Source organism: Granulosicoccus antarcticus IMCC3135 (assembly GCF_002215215.1).
GTDB classification, from domain to species: Bacteria; Pseudomonadota; Gammaproteobacteria; order Granulosicoccales; family Granulosicoccaceae; genus Granulosicoccus; species Granulosicoccus antarcticus.
On sequence record NZ_CP018632.1, the window covers coordinates 6,459,469 to 6,481,117 of the forward strand.

Annotated in this window: 15 protein-coding genes and 1 pseudogene; 4 read left to right on the forward strand and 12 right to left on the reverse strand. The window is 51.8% G+C overall.

Annotated features, from left to right (window positions below):
- Nucleotides 1-8: 8 nt before the first annotated feature.
- The 6 genes from IMCC3135_RS27890 to IMCC3135_RS27910 all read right to left on the reverse strand — a co-directional run bounded on the left by IMCC3135_RS27890 (nt 9) and on the right by IMCC3135_RS27910 (nt 10,149).
- On the reverse strand, nt 9-1,355 hold the full coding sequence (locus IMCC3135_RS27890; protein WP_088920577.1) for an MFS transporter: 1,347 nt from the start codon (nt 1,353-1,355) through the stop codon (nt 9-11).
- 243 nt (nt 1,356-1,598) lie between these two features.
- On the reverse strand, nt 1,599-5,537 hold the full coding sequence (locus tag IMCC3135_RS27895) for a CHASE domain-containing protein (RefSeq protein ID WP_088920578.1): 3,939 nt from the start codon (nt 5,535-5,537) through the stop codon (nt 1,599-1,601).
- Nucleotides 5,538-5,630: 93 nt separating this feature from the next.
- Nucleotides 5,631-5,780: a hypothetical protein gene (locus IMCC3135_RS34340; RefSeq protein WP_157736319.1), complete on the reverse strand. Its 150-nt coding sequence runs from the start codon at nt 5,778-5,780 to the stop codon at nt 5,631-5,633.
- A gap of 51 nt (nt 5,781-5,831) precedes the next feature.
- Nucleotides 5,832-6,479, reverse strand: coding sequence for a DUF3080 family protein (locus tag IMCC3135_RS27900; protein WP_157736320.1), 648 nt, complete (start codon nt 6,477-6,479; stop codon nt 5,832-5,834).
- A 95-nt stretch (nt 6,480-6,574) separates the two neighbouring features.
- A complete protein-coding gene (locus tag IMCC3135_RS27905) occupies nt 6,575-8,923 on the reverse strand; it encodes a putative bifunctional diguanylate cyclase/phosphodiesterase (protein ID WP_088920580.1) in 2,349 nt (782 codons plus the stop codon).
- Nucleotides 8,923-10,149 (reverse strand): FIST signal transduction protein, encoded by a 1,227-nt coding sequence (locus tag IMCC3135_RS27910; RefSeq protein ID WP_088920581.1) that lies wholly within the window; start codon nt 10,147-10,149, stop codon nt 8,923-8,925. Before IMCC3135_RS27910 ends, IMCC3135_RS27905 begins: the two co-directional genes overlap by 1 nt.
- 156 nt (nt 10,150-10,305) lie before the next feature.
- Between IMCC3135_RS27910 and IMCC3135_RS27915 the strand changes: the two genes are divergently transcribed.
- On the forward strand, nt 10,306-10,791 hold the full coding sequence (locus tag IMCC3135_RS27915; protein WP_088920582.1) for a GNAT family N-acetyltransferase: 486 nt from the start codon (nt 10,306-10,308) through the stop codon (nt 10,789-10,791).
- 14 nt (nt 10,792-10,805) lie between these two features.
- Here the strand turns inward: IMCC3135_RS27915 and IMCC3135_RS27920 are convergent, their stop codons facing one another.
- Nucleotides 10,806-11,957, reverse strand: a complete 1,152-nt coding sequence (locus IMCC3135_RS27920; RefSeq protein ID WP_088920583.1) for a trans-sulfuration enzyme family protein — start codon at nt 11,955-11,957, stop codon at nt 10,806-10,808.
- Between the two features lie 293 nt (nt 11,958-12,250).
- Between IMCC3135_RS27920 and IMCC3135_RS27925 the strand changes: the two genes are divergently transcribed.
- Nucleotides 12,251-15,061 (forward strand): bifunctional aconitate hydratase 2/2-methylisocitrate dehydratase, encoded by a 2,811-nt coding sequence (locus IMCC3135_RS27925; protein ID WP_088920584.1) that lies wholly within the window; start codon nt 12,251-12,253, stop codon nt 15,059-15,061.
- A 132-nt stretch (nt 15,062-15,193) separates the two neighbouring features.
- Nucleotides 15,194-15,499, forward strand: a pseudogene (locus IMCC3135_RS27930) (LysR substrate-binding domain-containing protein); the annotation flags it as partial.
- Nucleotides 15,500-15,561: 62 nt separating this feature from the next.
- Here IMCC3135_RS27930 and IMCC3135_RS27935 read toward each other — a convergent pair.
- The 5 genes from IMCC3135_RS27935 to IMCC3135_RS27955 form a co-directional block, all read right to left on the reverse strand.
- Nucleotides 15,562-16,260 carry an aspartate/glutamate racemase family protein gene (locus tag IMCC3135_RS27935; protein WP_088922118.1) on the reverse strand — a complete coding sequence of 233 codons (699 nt, stop codon included), beginning with the start codon at nt 16,258-16,260 and terminating at the stop codon, nt 15,562-15,564.
- Nucleotides 16,261-16,309: 49 nt separating this feature from the next.
- Nucleotides 16,310-17,152 carry an ABC transporter permease gene (locus tag IMCC3135_RS27940; protein ID WP_088920586.1) on the reverse strand — a complete coding sequence of 281 codons (843 nt, stop codon included), beginning with the start codon at nt 17,150-17,152 and terminating at the stop codon, nt 16,310-16,312.
- A gap of 3 nt (nt 17,153-17,155) precedes the next feature.
- On the reverse strand, nt 17,156-18,019 hold the full coding sequence (locus IMCC3135_RS27945) for an ABC transporter permease (protein ID WP_205737745.1): 864 nt from the start codon (nt 18,017-18,019) through the stop codon (nt 17,156-17,158).
- 147 nt (nt 18,020-18,166) lie between these two features.
- Nucleotides 18,167-19,495 carry an ABC transporter substrate-binding protein gene (locus IMCC3135_RS27950; protein WP_088920587.1) on the reverse strand — a complete coding sequence of 443 codons (1,329 nt, stop codon included), beginning with the start codon at nt 19,493-19,495 and terminating at the stop codon, nt 18,167-18,169.
- 72 nt (nt 19,496-19,567) lie between these two features.
- Complete coding sequence (locus IMCC3135_RS27955) at nt 19,568-20,551, reverse strand: ABC transporter ATP-binding protein (RefSeq protein WP_205737746.1); 984 nt, start codon at nt 20,549-20,551, stop codon at nt 19,568-19,570.
- Nucleotides 20,552-20,706: 155 nt separating this feature from the next.
- Here IMCC3135_RS27955 and IMCC3135_RS27960 point away from each other — a divergent pair, with 155 nt between their 5' ends.
- Nucleotides 20,707-21,645: a GNAT family N-acetyltransferase gene (locus IMCC3135_RS27960; RefSeq protein WP_088920588.1), complete on the forward strand. Its 939-nt coding sequence runs from the start codon at nt 20,707-20,709 to the stop codon at nt 21,643-21,645.
- The last annotated feature ends 4 nt before the right edge of the window (nt 21,646-21,649 follow it).

Here is a 21,649-nt window from a genome sequence, read left to right on the forward strand (position 1 = left end):
GTCTTCATTCAGCGCCACGAGGCATCATGTTCACGGCGCTCTTCATTGCGACGTGTGAACAGGCTCAGTGCAAGCACCGTTGCTACGGCGCCAGACAGCAGATATCCACCAGCCAGCCAGATGCCGAAGTGCTCACTCAGATAAAGAGCAACGAATGGCGCAAAGCCAGCTCCGAAGAGCCAGGCAAGATCGGTTGTCATGGCCGAGGCCGTATACCGGTTTTTAAGGGCTGTCCCCGAAGCTGTAGCACCCGATGACTGACCAAACGACAGACCTAGCAGAATGAACCCTATAAGCACGTAGAGTGCCTCGCCAACTATGCCGCCACGCCCCAGCAGTAATGGCGATACAACGGCGAATATTGCAATGGCAATAGCCATCCGTAACAGCAGTCGTCTGCGACCGATCCTGTCGGCAATAGGGCCTGAGGCGAGAATGGCAACCAGGCCAAACGTTGCCGCAATGATCTCTATGACTATAAAGAGTTCAAGATGTTCACTGGAGTTCAACATGATCCAGCTCAGTGGGAAGACGGTCACCATATGGAACAGCGCAAGACTGGCCAATGGCGTAAAGGCACCGATGATGATTTGCTGCCACTCTTCGCGGATAACATCCAGGGTACGAGCCGGAGCGAGCTCATTACTGGTATACAGCGTTTTGAACTCGACACTTTCCGTCAATCTCAAGCGGGCGAACAGGGCAACGACGTTGATTGCAAAGGTGACGAAAAAGGGATAACGCCAGCCGAAGAGAAGGAAATCCTCATCGGACAGGCTGACGATCAGAAACAGATAAAGTGATGCTGCCAGTATCAGTCCCAGCGGAGCGCCGATCTGCGGCAAAGTGGCATACCGTCCACGGCGATCCGGCGGCGAATTCAGAGCAAGTAATGAAGCAGTTCCATCCCATGAACCTCCCAATGCTGCTCCCTGCCCGCAACGAAACAGACAAAGACTCGCAATGACCAGCCAGCCCTGTGCCTCGTAGCTTGGCAGGAAAGAGATGGCCACAGTGGAAAGGCCCATCAGAAACAGCGCTATCGTTAAACGGGTAGCGCGTCCGTATCGACGATCGATTTCGGTGAAAAACAGGGTACCAACGGGGCGTGCCAGAAAACCCAGAGCCAGAACCGCGAATGCATACAAAGTGCCTTCCACGGGTGAGACGAACGGAAAGATCGTATAGGGGAATACAAGTACACAAGCTATGGCGAAAACAAAGAATTCAAAGAATTCCGACGCCCGTCCAATGACCACCCCAATCGCGATGTCCGCCAGATGTACATGCCCTGACAAATGCTGTGCCTTGTCTGCTTGTGCACCGGCTTGCGCAGGCTCTGTCTCCGATACCATTGTACTAAGTACTCCTGTGCGACTTTGTGATCCATAAGATCCGTCGGAACTGAAGATTCGCCAGATATTCCAGAACCTGTCACTCTCCTACGAAAACAACAGGTTTTGGGATCTGTGAACTGGACCGGATAAAAGTAACACAGGAGAGGATTTGGCAAAAGGCGTAAACGTAAAAGGATCGTGGAGACATCATCACCAATCGTCTGGCCTGACAAACATCCTCAATCAGTTCATCGAACTCAACTATACCGGGCCCCGGTCAGACGCATCGTTCGTTATGAAGTCATTGATCGCGGTATCGGCCTCTACAATGGCAAGAGTCATTTCATCAGCATGGCTGTCAAGTAAAGCAAGCTCACCTTTGATGCGGGCGGATTCAATACGCTTGCACAATTTCCAGACTTCCAGCGCACCGGTAGACAAGGATGAGGATTTCAGGCGATGAGCCAGCTGATCAACCGAGTCCCAATCCTGATTCTTGATAGAACTCACCAGCGTGTTGCCCACCCCATCCAAAGACACCACGAATTCTTGCAGACATTCGATTATGATTTCCGTCTCATCCCCCAGAAGCTGTTTCAGTACCTCTGGATCAAAGACCTTGATCTCGTTACCAACAAGCTCCGATTGCTCTTTCAGGTCGTCTGGCAACTCCAGCTCATTGCCGATCGGCAAGACAAGGTACTGGCTGACAGCATCCTTGAGAGCACACAGCTTCAACGGTTTGATCAAATAGCCATCAACGCCTGCCTCGGCGGCTCGTCGAGGTTCACCACTCAGTGCGTTTGCCGTGAGTGCGACCACAGGAATATGCTCACCCTCCGGCTCTTCCTCCCTGATTGCTTTGGTCATTGTGTACCCGTCCATGATGGGCATATGCAGATCAGTGAACACCAGACCGTAACTCCCAGCTCGCCATTTCTCCAAGGCTTCACTTCCATTCTCTGCAAACTCGGCGGTTTGTCCCAATATTGCCAACTGTCGCTTGATCACCATACGATTGACCGAATCATCTTCCACCACCAAAATACAGGTTCCAGCGGCCATCGCCGCATTCACGCCCAAAGGCACCAGCGTCGGCAATATGTTTTCTTCAGCAAAGGTGTGCATGACTTCGGGTGAGGCACGGCCAACAGCGATGGCCACCGCTTCAATCAGTGATTTGCGTCGAAGCGCGTTATAGTCGACAACGACAGCGCTGATAGTTTCATTGCTTCCACTATGCGTTGTGGGCAAACGTCTGATATGCATACCCAGTGTATTTTCCTCGCGGCTCAACACCACATGGCCCGTCTCGCTGGAAATCGGTTTATCGATATCTGCTTTCGACTGCTTCAGGTGTGCAGCAGTGCAAAGTAGCACTGCAAGGTGCTCAGTGTCGTGAATCGTTGCAGCAGCCTGGCTAAAGTCTGCAACCTCATGGACACTGGCACCGGCAAGCTGCAAATATTCCGTGATGTCTGCAGAGTTATATTCTGCAGATTCAATCAACACACAATCAACATCTTCGATGTTTTCAAACTCGGCGGCATTTTCCTTAGTCGACAGCACCTCAAGCGACAGCAACACCCTGAACCGGGAACCTTCTCCAAGCTGACTTTCGACCACCATCTCACCATGCATCATCTCGACGATGCGCTTGCAAATAGAAAGGCCCAGACCAGATCCACCAAAACGTCGGGTAATGGATGATTCAGCCTGTACGAAAGAGTCGAATATATGCTCCTGAGTGTCTTGCGACATACCGACACCATTATCGATTACATCCAGTTGCAGGCTCAAAGATTCTGCCTGCAGTACCGATGCCCGTATTTCCACATGACCACTACGTTCAAGTTGTTTACCACTGAACTTTACGGCGTTTCCGACAAGATTGGTCAACAACTGCCGAAAGCGCGTAATGTCTACCAAGACACTGTGCGGAACTTCCGGGTCGATATACAGGCTTACGGTGGAGTTGCCTTTTCTGGCCAAAGGCACCGATGCTCGAACCACGCTCTCAATCAACTCCGTGATATTGCATTCAGTGTTTTCAAGTTCGAATTGACCGGCCTCTATTTTCGAAAAGTCCAGGATGTCATCTATTATTTCCAACAGCGAAAAAGCCGAGTCCAGAACCATCTGCAAGGACATTAACAGATCGTTGTTCCGTGATTCGTTCATCAACACCTCGACCATGCCGACAACACCGTTCATGGGAGTACGAATTTCATGGCTCATTACGGCAAGAAATGACGATTTTGCAAGATTGGCAGCCTCGGCTATCTGAGTCGCCTCCTCCAGTTTACGGTTGGCTTCCTCAAGACTGGTTGTTCTTGCTACGACACGGCTTTCCAGTTCCTGATTCATGGTACTGATTCGCTCTTCACTGATCTTCAATTCAGTGATATCCGAAGCGACAGTCAGTATAATGTTCTCGGAATTCTTGTTCGATCGAATCGGCAGCTTGCCTATACTGAACCAGCGTTGCTGACCATCAAGCAGGGTCAGGGCTCTGACATACTCGAGGCTCATGTTTTTTTCGATAACGGCCACAGCCTCTTGCATTTCATCAACATCGGGTGATGAATCATCTATGGCGCCGGTGACACAACCAGCAATCAATTCCTCTGGCGACATGCCGTAGATGCTTTCGGCATAAGCTTTGTTGGCCAACACATGATTGCCTTCACGATCTCGCGCACTAATCAGATTCGGTATGTTGTCTATGACATCTGCCAGAAATGCCTGCTGCCGTTCAATATTCTTCATGGCAAGACGATGTTCGGAAATGTCACGTAGCGACAAGACCGCACCTGATTTTTGACCGTCAATATCGGGCAGCGGCCCCCCTGTTACCAGAACAAAACGGGACTCTTGTCCTGGTTCAGAAATACATATCTCCTCACTCTGAATGGTTGCCCCTGCAACCGCTCTAAAGAGCGGGGATATTCCCGGAGCAATAGGCGTAGTTCCATCTTTTTCGAACATTCGAAGCCGATTGGTCCAGTTCATGTCAACCTCCCTGGAGGGGTCTGTCTGGAACCATTCTCTCGCCTTTTTGTTCATTAGAACATCGGTCATATCAGCGTCACAGGCAACGACGCCTTCCGCCAGATTCTCCAGTAATACCGAATTTATATCCGACTGTTTGCGCAGCTCATTGGTCCTTTGCACTACTCGCATTCTGGCAGAGAGCAACATCCACGCAACGATGGACATCAACAAGCTGAGCAATGTGCCGGTAACCAGCAATATCCAGGGAAGCGCTGAGTCCGTTGTTTTTGTGAATGAAGGGGTTGAGGTGTAGTTGATAGTCCACAACCGTCCCGCAATAATGACTGTTTTCGTCGTTTCAAATTGAACAGGCGTGGATTGTCGATCTATCTTGAGCTGGCTCGCTCCATCATAGAGCATGGATTCATCTGACAACGATGGGCCGTCATAGATCTGAAAGTTGATACTGGATTGGCCCGGACGCAAAATGCCCTTCATCAGGTCGGTAGCGCGAAACGGACTCATGACAAAGCCGAACAAGGTCTCGCGCCTTCTGGCTTCTGTAAGCGGAGCTCCCGTCTTCGAACTATAGACTGGCATATAGAGTATGAAGCCAGTTTGCTCTTCGCCCGCGACCTCCTTGAGCAAATCCAGCTTGCCGGATAGAGCCGGCTCCCCCGTGTCTCTCGCCCTTTCCATGGCCGATCGACGAACAGGACTGGTAAACATGTCATACCCGAGGGCTCGACGGTTTCCCCCTGTAAACGGTTCAAGATAGATAACGGCGGTATATTGCTCTCGAGCTTCGACAGGTCTGATGGCATAGTCTGGAAAACCTTCATCTCTGATTGCCTTTTCAAAAGAATCAACGTTTTCCCTGCCGCCCACCCAGGCAGCGAATCCAACCCCTCGAATGGCCGGAAAGTACCGGGGTAATTTCAACCCGGAGACGTATTGATGCCACTCTTCCCGGGTGACGATATCCGAACTATTGAACAGACCAACACCACCACGCAAAACCTGGGCATAGGTATTGAAACGGGCTTCAATCTGCTCGTGTAAATGAGTTGCATCTTGCTCAAAACGACTCTGTGACTGGCTATCGAGAGTTTCACTGGCAAACTGCCAGCCAGCTATCGAAATCATCATCAACACCACAAATACAAAGTGCGGAACAAGGAAGTTTCGAGTTTTCAAATTGGGCATTGCTTGCTTCTGTCGCTATCTTGCGAAAATGGCGAAGAATCCAACAGCCTTGAATAGCATCGCAGAGCTCTATTGCTGTTAGCTATTTGCATTTCATGTGCCCCAAAGCCAGTAGAACCCCTTCATAGCGAGTTCAATGGTTAGCTTTTCAGGCTCACTTGTGACTTTCGTGTCGATGTAACGCTCAGGATCACCCTTGCCTGCCTGACGCCCGGCTGCCAGGATCCAGTCCACAGGACTCAAGAATCGGCAGAATTGTTTCCACATGCTGACGAGGGGCCGACGATAGCCATGTTAAAAGCGTGCCGGATCATGTCTGAAATCACCCGACAACCAGCTTGCCACTTGAGACTCCACGTAATGAAGCTCTGTGATCATCAAACTACCGCCGTTAACCGGGAACCCCTCAAGCGCAACTGGAACACGCCATAAAGCCGAGAATTCATCACTGGCGATCGTCGCGTTGGCAATCGACTTTGCCAGACCTTCGAACTTGACCTTGACGGCGACAGCCAGCTTCTCTGCCAGAGCCTCACTGTTTCTACTTTGCAACTGCGCGATGCACTCTGGTGCAAGTTGCAAGAACGCCAGATCAGTGAAGAGGCGTTGGGATGCGGGGGCAACCTTGCCCAGAATACTGTTCCGCTCACCGATCACCTCGCCCAAAGCGCAATCGTAGAGCCGCAAGAAATCCACAATAGAGATGGTCGAGCTGGATTGTTCGAGCACCATATCTCGCTTGCGGGGACGTCGCGCAGGGGCGATTGGTTCAACCACTGTGTCTGCATCGAGCTTCAGCGATCGCGCCAGTCTTGTTCTGTAATCATCAAACCGAAACTGCGCGACATCGCCACTACACCCACAAAGAACTGCGGTACACAGAACCAGACTGAACTTCCAGATGCCGCAGCGGCGTGGGAAAGGAGCGGGCTCTCTCTTCACAATAGATGCACGTAACAGTGATGGGATTGAAGACTAACGTGATGAGCACGCCGCGACAACGTTCACCATTCATTCGAAAAACTGCTGACTTTGGATCAGGCTCTGAGCCTTAAAGGTGCGTTAAGACTGGCTTGCATGTTTGCAATCGTCGGATTTTTCTGTAACTCTTCAATAAAAACGGGCTTGGAAAAGTAATACCCCTGAACCAGCCTGATCCTCGTCTGATCACGCAAGTACTCCAGCTCTTCAATGGTTTCCACGCCTTCAGCGACCATTTCAATATCCAGCGCAGTACACAACGATTCGATGGCCCTCAGAATCCCCTGGCTTCGCGGCCTGTCGTGAATCGCCGTGATAAAAGCCCGATCAACCTTGACCTCATCGGCAGTGATGTCAGCAAGGGTGGATAGTGAGGAGTAGCCGGTACCAAAATCGTCAATCGACACACGCACGCCCAGCGAGCGAAGCTCGGGAAGAACCTGATGCTGAAATCGCTGGGTTGCAACCAGGGCGTCCTCGGTGAGTTCAAGAACGATTCTTTCGGCAAATCCTGTGGCAGCCAGTTCCTTGATGAACGATCGCATGAATGTGACATCGCCGGCCTGTGGCGCGGCAACATTGATACTGACGGTAATATGATTGCCATAGAGTGTCGACAAGATCGGAATATTGCAAACCACGTCCTGCAGTGCGAACCGGGTAATGTCATCCAGTAATCCCAACTCTGAGGCAAGCTCGATAAAGTCGCCGGGCATACGAATAGTACCGTCCTCCTCGACCCAACGGATGAGTGCTTCGAAGGCATCAACCGTGCCGTTCGTTATATCCACCTTGGGCTGAAAGGCGACTACAAAACGCTTCTCTCGGATCGCCACCCGAAGACGCTGCTCCAGATCCATTCGTGCGGTCAGCGTCTCGCGCATCGATTCATCGAAATAGCTGACGCTGCCCTTGCGACTACTCTTGGCGCGATACATGGCACTATCTGCACAACGGCGCAGGCTTTCGTAACTATCGCCGTGCAACGGATAAATGCTGGCCCCCACTGATGCTGAGGTCATCACCTCATGCCCTTCAATGCAGAACGGCTCTTTCAGGGCATCAAGAACCCGGTTTATAACCAATGACAAGGTTTCCGAGTCTTCCAGCGGGTCGATCAGAATCAGGAACTCATCACCACTGATTCTTGCCAGCGTATCGCCGTTGCGGATGCTCTGGCTGACCCTGTGTGACATGGCCTTGAGCAATCCGTCACCAATAGCATGACTGTAATAGTCATTGACCTGTTTGAAGTTATCAAGATCTATGAAGGCGAGCGCAAACTGCCCTGAGCCTTCGTGAGTACGCAATGCCACATCAACCAGCTGATGCATGAGCTCCCGATTAGGTAGCCCAGTCAGCTCATCATGAAACGCTCGATGGGAAAGCTCTTCTTCGAAATGTTTGCGATCCGTTATATCCAGCGACGCCGTGAGTAACAAGGACTCATTGTTAATGGAAACAGGCTTCTCGGTTACCAGCAGGGTATGCTCTATGCCAGCCAGATTAACGGTTTTCTCTCGGGTTTTCTGTTTGCCGCTACGTAGCTGATCGCTATACCGGCGATGTTGTGCGGAGACAAATTGCGGATCATTACTACCCATCGCAATGGGCACTGTACCGATAATCTCGTCAGCTGAAAGCCCGTAAATAGATGAAACTGCATCGTTGGCAATCAGCAATCTACCCAGCTCGTCCTGGACCGCGACACCGACCGGCAGCACGTTGACCATTTCCTGTAACAGACTTGCATTACGCTTGGCCAGCTGTTCACTTTGCTTCAATTGCTCGGTCAGCTCACGCAGGCGGTGGCCTTCAGCAGCAGTTTCACTGGCAAAGCGAGTCGCCAGAGCATGCGATGCAAGCAATGAAAAGCGTCGCGCCAATTCAATATGGTTGCGGTTATAACCCTCCTCACCCAAAGCTCGCAACAGGACCAGTATTCCCCGACGCCCCCTGACGCCGACTGGCACGTACAGCGCTGATTGCTCCACTGAGAGAACACTCGGGCCGATGCCAGACCATTCGACAACGCCGACATTGGAAAAAGTTGCAACAACCCGACCCGCCAAAACTTTTCGAAACAGTGGACCCACGGACCATGTCGAGCTGACCAGGCTGGCAGGTTCTGCCACGATGCATTCCAGAGGGTTGCCTGCATCGGCAGCGACACCAGTAGGCTCAGCAAGCATCATCGCTTCGGAAAATGTGAAGATTTTGCGCAACGAGGCAAATACCCGGATAAAGGGATCATCCGCAACATCCAGATCCAGCAGCGAGTCCAGAGCGTCGAGCAATTGTTGCCCCTGCGAGTTTCTTTCAAGCAGCGCATCATGCTCATGCCTGAGCGCGAGCAATGCTTCGCGCAGCTGCTCGGCGCTTTCGATCGAGAGTTGCTCAGTCATCAATCACCAAAAGCTACAGTCGAGATCATCAGATTACCGTGTACATTGCGATTTATAAGGCGGCCTTGTTCACCAAAGGTGAAGCAGGCGATGAACGGGACATCGCCAAGGCCTTCGGCGACAGCATCAGTCACTTTATTGATTTCATCGCCAACAGCAATCTTGCAACCGCCGCAATAGACAACCAGCCCACCGGCGACTCTCTTGCCGCCTGCCTCAACGGCTTTGCGTGCCTGCTCGGCAACTCTGCCAGCACGATTGACCAGGCGCTCGGTCTCCCCTTTCATGGCATAAACCCGTGCGCCGACCTCCAGATTGCAGAAGGTACGCAAGGCTCCCTCCTGCCCTAACGACTCGGGGTGAATCAGTAGGTAATGGGTTACGCCATCCACTTTGCCCGCATCCGTTGCAAGCGGAAACATGGTGGTGTCGGCCAGAATACTGCCCCCGTCTCGTATACGCTGACCTATAAGATCTCCCGCCCAGCGGTTATAGACTTCGGCAGCAGGCTCATTGTCGATACTAAGAATCTCACGCCCGGAACTACCGGTAACAACCCCACTGTCTCCTGCCGGCTGATAGCCGATGCCGGTGACAATGCCATTCGGTCCAACGGGTTCATAGCCGCCCTGGAACCCGCAACCCAGTGGCGAGGAAGGGAAAAGCACACCCAGAACGAGCCCGTCTGTAAGTGGCCCATCAGGTCCCATTTGGGACCACTGCCCTGAAACATCGTTGTCGGCGGACGATCCACCGACTATCGGACAATTGTCGCCAACGACTCGCCGCAGACCTTGAATAACATCTTCCTCGCGACCCGGTACCTGATAAACCCAGATGAGCTCTGGAAGTTGTCCCGTGCAATCACAGCTATCCAGCGCTTGTTGCAACAAACTCTCGGCCGCCTGTGCGGGATCATCACCCAACGAACCTGCTGCGACGCCATAGTCACCTGACTTATCGTCAATAACCAGCAAACCAACACCCTGCTGATCCATGAAACCCTTGTCGGTGATAAGACCGCCTGATGAACTACCGCCGATCAGAGCGGCCTGCGGAAAGCTTGCTGCCGCCCACTCGTAAAGTGCCTTTTCATCATGCTCGCAGCCATAGAACATGAACACAATGCTCGCCTCCAATGGATCAGCCTTCAGAGCCAAGTCCAGGTGTTCTATTGCCTCCTGAGTGGAGACAGCGCACGCATTGAAGGTTTTCAGGCTTGGCATTCGAGTGATAGCTCTCGTTACGATGCCTTACTATCGGCCTGAGAAGAGTGAACCTTACTCCGGCGACGACCAAGGCTGGTGAACGGAGAACACCAGTTACTTTGTTGTGGTCACAATGCGTTCACAATAGCCAACGGATTGAACAGGAAAATCACCATGCGAAAGTTCCGCTCCGGCGAGAAGAGGGATGCAGCCCGCTGCTTTGAAATCGAAACCCTGGCCTATGAAGGCGATGAGGCTGCGACCCTGGAGAAGATCACCCAGCGCTTGACCCAATATTCACAGGGCTTCCTGATTCTTGAAATCGAGGAAAAAGTGATCGGCTTCATCAACAGCGCTTGTGCCTTTGAGGTCGAAATGGCCGATGAAGAATTCAAGGAACTCATCGGACATGACCCCAAGGCACCTAACGTGGTCGTACTGTCTGTCGTGGTTGATCCGGCCTATCAGCGACAAGCTCACTCCGAGGCACTGATGGTTGAATTCGTAAAGCGCATGTCAGAGATGGGAAAATCGAGCATTCATCTGATGTGCAGGGAGCAGCACATCCGCCTCTATGAGAAATTTGGCTACCGCTATATCCAACCCTCAGCATCCGACCACGGTGGCATGGTGTGGCACGAAATGATCATGACGCTTTGATCTGCCCGCAGTGCTCAGACGGATGGCGACAACGCCTGATCAAGATCATGAATCAGATCATCAACATCTTCTATGCCCACGGCCAGGCGTAGGAGATTCTCTGGCACACCAGTTTCCGGTGGTTCGATACTGTGACGATGTTCGATCAAAGTCTCGACACCGCCTAATGAAGTTGCTCGGACGAGCAGCTGCAGTCGACTGACAACGGCCAGTGTCTCAGCCTTGTCACCCTTCACCAGAAATGACATCAAACTACCGTAACCACCAGACATCTGTTCTCGGGCGACCTTATGACCGGGATGAGACTCCAGACCCGGGTACAGAACCTCCTCGACGTGCTCATGTTCATGCAGAAACTCGGCAATACGCGCAGCGTTCTGACAGGCCCGCTCAACACGCAGCGACAGAGTTCGCATGCCACGCAGCAGCTGGGAGGCATCGAACGGGCTGATGATAGCGCCGGCATCATGCCGTTCGGTGACGATACGCTGCCAATGCGAGTGATTTTCCCGCGTAACCAGCGCCCCTGCAATCACATCACTATGACCGTTCAGGGACTTGGTGGCTGAGTGCATCACAATATCGGCCCCCAGATCCAGCGGACGTGTCAGCAGTGGCGTGGGCACCGTGTTATCGACAACCAGCAGCGCGCCTGCCCCATGAGCAAGCTGGGCGGCAAGGCGGATATCTGTGACGTGCATCATAGGATTGCTGGGCGTTTCCACCCAGACAATATCTGTGCTTGCCTTGTCCTGTAGCGCTTTGCGCAAGCTGGCCGCATCATCGGGTGCGTAGTAACTGACCGTTATTGACGCTCTCGCACAGTACTGCCGGGTCCAGCTGAACACCCCCCAGTACATCGAGTTTGGCAACACCACATGAGCACCGCTTTGCAGCGTATAGAATACCGCCGCAATGGCCGCCATACCAGAGGCAAACAACAGAGCTTGCTCACCGTTTTCAAGCTTTGCCAGTACGCGCTCTGCCTGCACAAACGATGGATTGTTGTCCCGGGCATAGACATGCGCCGGATTAAACGGTTGATTTCCGGTATCTCTGGCATAGGTGGTCGAGGTATGGATCGGCGGGACGATACTGCCACTCAGGGCATCCTCGTAATGATCAGCCTTGGCGGCGATGGTAGCGGGGGCAATAGCTCTGGTCATGTTCAAGGCTCGGCTCGATGGATATGATTCTTGCCAACAATAACGGATTATCAAGATGCATAGAGGCTGCAGCGATGTAATCGAATGCCAGTGTGATCAATTCAGGCTGATTTCATCCAGGGCGGCCACGAATCACCGTCGGCAGACTAATACATATTATTAATGCGATAAATTTCCATTAAAAACCACACTTTTTAGTCGCCTATTACCACCTGAGCCTGCCGAAACTCGGTCTACCTCGCAGACTCCTAGTATAATTCTGACTCCTTGTGTTATTTCCCGAAGGCATGCCCATGAGTCTGTATCTCGAATACATCAACGAAATTGAAGATAGAAAAGGTCAGGGATTGCATCCTCAGCCGATTGATAGCGGCGAATTGCTTGCAGAAATCATCTCTCAGATCAAAGACGCTGGGCATGAGCACAGGGAAGATTCTCTTAAATTCTTTATTTACAACACCTTGCCTGGAACTACCAGTGCCGCTGTTGAAAAAGCCGCATTCATCAAGGAGATCATTCTGGGTGAATCCGTAGTCGAGGAAATCTCGACAGAATTTGCCTTTGAACTGCTTTCTCATATGAAGGGCGGGCCTTCAATGAAGGTTCTTCTGGATCTGGCCTTGGCCGATGACGCACCAATAGCCAAACAAGCCCTTGAAGTCTTGAAGACCCAGTTTTTTCTGTATGAAGCGGATACAGATCGACTGGCGAATGCATTCAAGGAAGGCAATCAGATTGCCAAAGAGCTTCTCGAAAGTTATGCCAAGGCAGACTTCTTTACCCAACTTCCTGAAGTAGACGAAGAAATCGAGGTCGTTACCTTCATCGCCGCAGAAGGCGATATTTCCACTGATCTGCTCTCCCCCGGCAACCAGGCACACTCTCGCTCGGATCGTGAGCTGCACGGCAAGTGCATGATCTCCGAAGAGGCCCAGACACAGATTCAGGAACTGCAGAAACAGAACCCCGGCAGACGGGTGATGTTGATTGCAGAGAAAGGCACCATGGGCGTAGGCTCTTCCAGAATGTCAGGCGTTAACAACGTTGCTCTCTGGACTGGCAAACCTGCCAGCCCGTACGTGCCCTTCGTGAACTTTGCTCCCATTGTTGCGGGCACAAACGGTATTTCACCCATCTTTTTGACAACCGTTGGTGTCACAGGTGGTATCGGATTAGATCTGAAGAACTGGGTCAAAAAACTCGACTCCGACGGCAAACCAGTGCTTGACGCCAATGGCGACCCTGTTCTCGAGCAGACGTACTCAGTGGAGACGGGGACTGTGCTCACCATCAACACAAAGACAAAGAAGCTTTATAGCAGCGACGGCAAAGAACTTGTCGACATCTCTTCGGCCCTGAGCCCTCAAAAGCTGGAGTTCATCAAGGCCGGCGGATCTTACGCCATCGTCTTTGGCAAGAAGCTGCAAAGTCTGGCAGCCGCAACGCTCGGTACAAAACTGGTACCTGTTTTTGCACCATCCAAGGAAATAACCCTCGAAGACCAGGGCCTGACAGCTGTTGAGAAGATCTTCAACAAAAATGCAGTCGGCGTCACTGAGGGAGTCGTTCTACATGCTGGATCCGATGTCAGGGTCAAGGTGAACATCGTCGGCTCTCAAGATACAACCGGCCTGATGACATCTCAGGAACTGGAAGCAATGGCAGCTACTGTCATTTCTCCGACCGTTGATGGCGCCTACCAGTCAGGCTGTCATACCGCCTCTGTTTGGGATAAGAAGGCACAGGCCAATATACCCAAGCTCATGAGCTTCATGAACAAGTTTGGCCTGATTACGGCTCGAGATCCAAAAGGGGCTTACCACCCCATGACCGACGTCATTCACAAGGTGTTGAATGACATTACCGTTGATGAGTGGGCCATCATCATCGGTGGTGACTCGCATACCAGAATGTCCAAAGGTGTCGCTTTTGGCGCTGACTCTGGCACCGTGGCACTTGCTCTGGCCACCGGTGAGGCCACCATGCCTATCCCCGAGTCAGTCAAAGTCACCTTCAAAGGTGATTTGAAGGACTATATGGATTTCCGTGATGTTGTACATGCCACGCAGTTGCAGATGCTGAAGAAGTTTGGCGATAACGTCTTCCAGGGCCGAGTCATTGAGGTGCACATCGGCACCTTGCTGGCAGACCAGGCATTCACCTTTACAGACTGGACCGCCGAAATGAAGGCGAAAGCCTCCATCTGCATCTCTCAGGATGACAAATTGATCGAGTCTCTGGAAATCGCCAAGAGCCGCATCAAGATCATGATCGACAAAGGCATGGATAATCATGTCAATGTCCTTCAAGGCCTGGTTGATATCGCTGACAAAAGGATTGCGGACATAAAGTCTGGCGAGATTCCAGTTCTGATGCCAGATGACAATTCCAAATATTTTGCAGAATTAGTCGTCGATCTGGATCAGATTGTAGAGCCCATGATTGCTGATCCTGATGTCAACAATGACGATGTTTCCAAGCGATATACCCATGATGTCATCCGCTCGCTCTCATACTACGAGGGCAAGAAAGCGGTAGATCTCGGCTTTGTCGGCTCATGTATGGTTCACAAAGGAGATCTGAAGATAATCTCCCAGGTTCTACGCAATGTGGAAGCAAAGAACGGCAGCATTGAATTCAAAGCCCCTCTGATAGTGGCAGCCCCGACTTACAACATCGTTGATGAATTGAAAGCTGAGGGTGATTGGGATGTGTTACAGAAATACTCGGGTTTCGAGTTTGACGATAACGACCCCAAGCAGACAGCCAGAACAGAATACGAGAACATGATGTATCTCGAACGACCGGGCTGTAACCTGTGTATGGGTAATCAGGAAAAGGCTGCAAAAGGCGATACGGTACTGGCAACCTCCACACGTCTGTTTCAAGGTCGCGTGGTAGAGGACTCCGAGCGTAAGAAGGGTGAATCCTTGTTAGCCTCGACTCCTGTGGTGGTTCTGGCGGCGATTCTTGGGCGTACGCCGAGCATCGAAGAGTACCAGGAAGCAGTTGCCGGCATCAGCCTGACAAAGTTCGCCCCACCACTCAAGGAAATGAGCGTAACGGCAACACCGTTGAATTTCATGCCCATGAACAAAGGCTAGGATTCCACAGCGAATGTTGTTGCTGTAAATTTTATTACAGGTCACCCCTCCTCCTCCTCCCCCCAGCTTGGAGGAGGAGGGTGACACTTTAAAAACCGGAGTTCACTCACTTTCCAGAAGCAGGGAACCCCGCCAAACCCGGAGGCCTTGAGCGAACATCAGTGCCTGGTATTCAAGAACAAAAACACAACGCTGAATCATTGGCCCTTTCAACAAGCCAGTGGAGACATCATGAGCATAGAGGTGCAAAGCCAGATTGTCACAGACGACGGTCGTGCACTGGTTGATATGGCACGTCTGGGACTAGGCATTATCATGGTCGACCCACTACTTATCAAAAACAGTCTGGATAGCCAGCAGCTGGTCCCCATTCTGACCAATTGGCAACATCCGGAAAGTCAGCCTATCAATCTTATTTGTCTGGGGAAAAATATCTGAGCAGAGCATCCACCGTTATCTGGAACGCTCTGTCAACACAGTTGCAGGACGCCTTCAAAGACTCAAGGCGTACCCAGAACACCTGACCCCTGATCAGGCATTTCTGTCAGCGCCAAGGCATACGCCAACCCCGCCGCAGCGCCGACACCATCAATGACCGGTAGCTGATGCCTGGTTGACAGGCGAGAAGCCAGATCGGTCATGCCAGCACACCCCAGAATAATGGCATCGCAATCATCCTCCACGATGGCAAGCGCTATCTCATCAGATACTCGCTGTTCGGCTGCAGAACCGGGCTTTTCAAGATCCAGCACCGGAACATCACTAGCCCGGACGCTACAACAATAGGGATAGACCCCGAAGAGGCGTATGTTGTCTTCCAGTACGGGGACAGAAACCGACAACGTGGTCACCACGCTAAAACGCAGTCCTCGTAGCATGCTGACGTGATAGGCCGCCTGACCGATGCCCACGACAGGAACCGGAAACATCTTGCGAGCCTCGTTTATGCCGGTGTCGTCGAAACAGGCGATGACAATGGCATCAGCGCCCCGTGCCAGGCCCTGTTCCATTTCCAACAACATTCCTGGTACGGCCCTGTCGCCATCTGTCGGCCCCTGAATGGAGGCGGGACCTTGCCGGTTACTCACCGCATCCACCGTGACGGTTTCGGGCAGCAAGCTCATGGCCGTCTGCCGAACCTTGTCAGTCATTGAGCTTGTGCTATTCGGATTGACGAACAGAATTCTCATCTGGCTCATTGACGTTGCATGCTCTGTTTCAGCATTGCTGCCCAATTCATGGTCAAGATCATTCGGCTTCCTGAACGACAATGTCTATCACGCCACGACTACGCCTTTTAAGCCATAGAAAAATGCCCATGAACAAGGCAATGATGAAAAAGGAAAACAACGTTGTCAGCGTGCCCAAGGCATACAAAACCGGAGTCGTGACACTCGTTGTCATGCCGTAGATCTCCAACGGCAGCGTATTGTAGGAGCCTGCGGTGAGCAAGGTGCGTGCGAATTCATCATAGGACAAGGTAAAACCGAACAGGCCTACGCCGATCAGGCTCGGTGCGATCAGCGGCAGAATGACATGCCGGACCACCTGCCAGCTGCTGGCACCCAAGTCGCGAGCAGCCTCTTCGTAGCGTTCATCAAAGCGGTTGAATACGGCAAACATGATGAGCAGTCCAAAGGGAATCGTCCAGGTCAGTTGTGAACCCAGAGCTGAGGTCGACCAATGAACATCCCAATCCAGAATATTGAACAAGATGCCGACTCCGAGTGAAATCAGGATAGATGGAATAATAAGACTGGTAATGATCAGATAAAACACCACGCCTGAGCCAAGGAAGCGACGACGAAATGCCATGCCTCCCATCAGTGATACGACAATGGTGATCGTCATGACAATCAAACCCAAAGCCAGCGACCGTCTGAACGAACCCCAGATATCACCAACCGCCTGTTGTTCAAACAGATCATAAAACCAATGTAACGACACGCCGTTCATGGGAAAGGTCAAACCACCGGAGGGTCCTTGAAACGACAGAATGGCGATGGTAATGGTCGGCCCGTAGAGGAACAGGACAAACACGGCAAAAAATAGCGCTAGTAGATAAAAACTTAATGGTCGTCTATCACTCATCACTCAAAGCTCCTTTCGGATATCGACGAATCGCAACATGATACTGATCATGATGAGTACTGTTGCAAGCAACACCACAGCGCTGGCAGAGGCTGCCGGATACTGCAACAAGCCGATCTCATTGGAAATCAGGCGCCCGACCGATGCGCTCTGACCACCACTCATGAATCGCACAGTGATGAAATCGCCCATGACCAGGGTTACGACAAAAATCGAACCGATCATGATGCCTGGCTTGCTCAGCGGAATAACCACATTAGTCAAAATCTGAAAACCACTGGCACCGGCATCCCGTGCTGCCTCCATGAGACTGTGATCAATACGCATCATGGTATTGAAAATAGGCACAATCATGAACAGGGTAAATAGATGGACGAATGCCAATACAACTGCAAAGTCTGAGAAAAGCAACCATTCCAGCGGTTGATCGATCAGGCCCAACTCCAGCAAGGAACTATTGGCAATGCCATTCCTGCCCAGAAATGGTATCCAGGAAATCATGCGGATGATATTGGAAGTCCAGAAAGGAACAGTGCAAAGCAGAAACAGCCCGATCTGTGTGTAGAGCCCACGGACATGAAAGGCCAGAAAATAGGCGACGGTGAAACCGATGGCCAGCGTCAGCGACCAGGTCATGAACGTAAACATGAAAGTCTTCAGATAAACCGAATACGTGACATGCGAGCTGAACAGGTACTGATAATTCTCGACGATGAAAGCCGGAAAGTAGCTGTACTCGGTTGATCCCCAAAAGCTCACCGTGACAATCGCGATGATGGGCAGCACCAGAAAGAATCCCAGTATCAGCACGATGGGCGATAGCTGCAACCAGCTCAAGGCTGTATGGCGTAGGCTTTCCAAATTCAACTAGGGTCTCCCGAAATATTCCGAACGGTTTTCAAGAACAGATCAGATGAGCCAGCCACCTGCCCTACTCTCAAGGACTCGACAGGCGTCACGCAATTCTTGCGAACACCTGTCGATTAATCAGGCAAGAGTGCCTGCACACATCACTCAGGCAGCGATGAATTCATTCCACTTTCTGAGCATATGCTGGTTTTCATCCATGACAGAATTCCAACAGGCAACGCTGCCCATGCGTTGCTCAAAAGATCCACCATCACGCAGCGCACCCGCCTGCTCCATGACCACACCCTGTGGATTGACGATCTCGCCTTCGGCAGGCTTGCCCTCGAACCAGTAGCCCCACTCATCGGCACTCATGAATTCCTTCGACGTTTCCGGAACAGCGGAATAGTAGCCTTGACGCATCAGATAGCCACCGACCCAGCCGGAGAGATACCAATTGATGTACTCGTAGGCCGCATCCAGTTCCAACCCGCTGAGGTTTTTCGACAGGCCGATACCACCGCCCCAGGAACGATAGCCTTCCTTCAGTGGTTGATAAACACACGGAATGCCCTTGGCTCGTACCGCAGAGATGGCTGGCGACCACATGGACTGGATGACCACTTCCCCAGAGGCCATCAGATTTACACTCTCGTCAAAGCTTTTCCAGAAAGCACGAAATTGCCCGTTGTTCTTCGCTTCAGTCATGATCGCCAAGGTCTTGTCGATTTCATCGCGGGTCATATTGCCCTTGTCACCATAGGCAATCTCTCCCATCGCCTCACACACCATGGCTGCATCCATAATGCCGATGGATGCGATGTCAAGAATGGAAGCCTTGCCCTTGTATTTTGGATCAAGCAACTGTGCCCAGGAACTGACTTCCTCGTCGATGAGATCAGGACGAATGCCCAGCGTATCGGCATTGTAGATAGTGGGAATAAGCGTCATCCAGCCAGATTCTTCTGCTACAAAATCCTTGCCGTCCGGGCCATCCACAAAGCCAACGGTATGAGGTGCCGTGCCCTGAGCAATGACACTCTCTTCAGTCAACTTGCCACTCTTGAAAATGCCGGCAATCTTGTCGTAGTTGTCGATCTTGCTGGTATCCATTGGCTGCAGATTGCCCGCAGGCCAAACCTTCTTGCATATCCAGTACTCGATGTCGGCAATATCAAATGACTTGGGCTGTGTGGCCGCACGTTGAGCGACCGAGTCCGAATCCAGTGCAGTCATCTCCAGAGAAAAACCCAGATCCTCCTTGACCTTGGTACCCACATCATTGAGATTGGACACGCCAGTGCCGAACTGGCGCAGAGTCACATCCTTGATATTCTGAGCCCAGATTGTCGGAACACCAAACACTGTGGATGCAGCCACAATCCCCGTTGCGCCCTTGAGCAGTCGACGCCGCTGGCGATCATGAGCCGATAAACCCTGACTTAAAAGACCACCTGCATTAGTTTGCTTGTCTGCTTTAAAACTACCTTTCATGTACTTCTCCCTCTTTTGAATAGGATTCTGGATACGCCCGAAGGCACGCTCATAGACACTGGCAAATAACAATCAAGAGAGCTCAACAAGATCTTCCCTGTTCCATTGAACCGTGACACCATCTCCCTCACGAACGCTGTTGTTCTGGAAGTCGTCGTCCGTCATGGACACGACCAATTCGGTGCCGTTACTGTCCAGCGATACATCCACTGTCCGGCCAAGGAATTCCACATTCACCACTTGTGCAGATACACCAGCCTGCCCGGGTGAGATTCGAGTGCGATCTGTACGTACCGCAAAGGCTTGTCCATCAGCTTCAACAATGTTGTGGCCTCCCATGAAACGCGCAACGAACTCAGTTCTGGGCGAGTTGAAAACGTCAAACGGAGTTCCAGACTGCTCGATAACCGCATTGTTCATTAATACAACCTGATCGGATAACGCCATTGCCTCATCCTGGCTGTGCGTCACATGAATGAAGGTGATGCCCAGTTCGCGTTGCAAACGAGACAGCTCTGCTCGCATGCGAATGCGCAGGAAAGGATCAAGCGCCGACAAAGGCTCATCAAGCAATAGAACCGACGGTTCGGTGATCAGGGCACGGGCCAGTGCCACCCGCTGCTGCTGACCACCGGACAGTTGGTCAGGGCGACGCTGTGCAAAGTCACCCATATGCACCAATTCGAGTAACTCATGAGCCTTGCGATCGCGTACAGCAGCCTCAGTGCCACGCATCTTCAGACTGAAGGCGACATTGCCCAGCACGCTCAAATGCGGAAACAGGGCATAACTCTGAAACATCATGGAAGTACCGCGCTGCGCCGGACGCAAGCTGGCAATACTTCTACCATCGAGTTGTATTTCGCCTGTGCTGACAGACTCATGACCGGCAATCATCCGTAGCGTAGTGGACTTGCCACAACCCGACGGTCCCAGCAGGCAGACATACTTGCCTGCTGCGAAATGCTGATCGAATTGGCTGACTGCAATCTCATTGCCGAATTGTTTGGAGACCTGTATCAGTTCCAGCTCCCCTCTCAGTGATTGTTCGCTCAAAACAGCTCCCGTCTGGTGCATTAATTCTTGCCACCGCACCCGCAAGGTGCGAAAAATCTGCGTATTCAACAGAACAACAGGCTTTCAAATGACTTGTGTAACCTGTATGACAAGATTCATACCTGCTTGCGCAAGTAGCGCTGATTAATTGACCAATGCCACTTTCCCAAGCCAATAATTCAGGTGCTAAAGCCGCCCGTGTCCATGAGGAGTACAACGTTTTGGGAAGTTCAGTCACGATAAAGACAGCCGACCTGTCAGACATGCAGCTCTTGATGGATTGGGCTACCAGAGAAGGATGGAACCCAGGGCTTGAAGATCATGAGCTGTTCTTCCAAAGCGACCCGGGAGGATTCTTGATGGCATTTGATAAAACGGTGCCAGTTGCAGGCATTTCAGTGGTCAGAACAGATAAGCAGTTCGGATTTCTCGGCTTGTATATCTGCCCGCCGCAGTATCGGGGTCTTGGTTATGGATGGGCAGTCTGGCAAGCAGGAATGCAACACCTTGATGATCGAATCGTAGGTCTTGACGGCGTGGTAGAACAGCAAGCCAACTACGCAAAGTCAGGCTTTGAAAGCTTGTACCGGAACATCCGGTATGCGGGCAGCACAACCAAGCTGAAACGCGATGCTGCTGCGAACGAACTAGAGACGGGAATGAGGTGCCGCCCAGTCTCTCAATCTGATCGCGAAGCCATCATCAGACTGGATGCGAAGGTGCACGCTCATCGGCGAGAGCAAATGCTCGATAGCTGGATTTGCAAGACCAAAACCCGGTTTTCACTGGTTTGTCTGGTGGATGATTGCATCGAAGGTTTTGCAACGATTCGACAATGCCATGAAGGCTACAAGGTAGGACCACTGATAGGACTGTCTCCCCAGATCGCACAAGCTTTGCTGATCGAACTGGTCAGAGAGTCCGAGGCTGACCAGATTGTACTGGATGTGCCTGAGCCCAATCAGGCAGCAGTGTCACTGGCAGAGAAATACGGACTATCGCCCGTGTTCGAAACGGCTCGCATGGTGAAGGGTGGACGACCCGAATATTGGCTTGATGGACTGTTTGGCGTAACCTCATTTGAACTCGGATAAGCTA

Coding starts and splice junctions, on each gene's coding strand:
- IMCC3135_RS27940 (WP_088920586.1), bottom strand. CDS start 17,152: ATGAGTGATAGACGACCATTAAGTTTTTATCTACTAGCGCTATTTTTT.
- IMCC3135_RS27950 (WP_088920587.1), bottom strand. CDS start 19,495: ATGAAAGGTAGTTTTAAAGCAGACAAGCAAACTAATGCAGGTGGTCTT.
- IMCC3135_RS27920 (WP_088920583.1), bottom strand. CDS start 11,957: ATGACCAGAGCTATTGCCCCCGCTACCATCGCCGCCAAGGCTGATCAT.
- IMCC3135_RS27905 (WP_088920580.1), bottom strand. CDS start 8,923: ATGACTGAGCAACTCTCGATCGAAAGCGCCGAGCAGCTGCGCGAAGCA.
- IMCC3135_RS27890 (WP_088920577.1), bottom strand. CDS start 1,355: ATGGTATCGGAGACAGAGCCTGCGCAAGCCGGTGCACAAGCAGACAAG.
- IMCC3135_RS27910 (WP_088920581.1), bottom strand. CDS start 10,149: ATGCCAAGCCTGAAAACCTTCAATGCGTGCGCTGTCTCCACTCAGGAG.
- IMCC3135_RS27960 (WP_088920588.1), top strand. CDS start 20,707: ATGCCACTTTCCCAAGCCAATAATTCAGGTGCTAAAGCCGCCCGTGTC.
- IMCC3135_RS27935 (WP_088922118.1), bottom strand. CDS start 16,260: ATGAGCCAGATGAGAATTCTGTTCGTCAATCCGAATAGCACAAGCTCA.
- IMCC3135_RS27915 (WP_088920582.1), top strand. CDS start 10,306: ATGCGAAAGTTCCGCTCCGGCGAGAAGAGGGATGCAGCCCGCTGCTTT.
- IMCC3135_RS27895 (WP_088920578.1), bottom strand. CDS start 5,537: ATGCCCAATTTGAAAACTCGAAACTTCCTTGTTCCGCACTTTGTATTT.
- IMCC3135_RS27925 (WP_088920584.1), top strand. CDS start 12,251: ATGAGTCTGTATCTCGAATACATCAACGAAATTGAAGATAGAAAAGGT.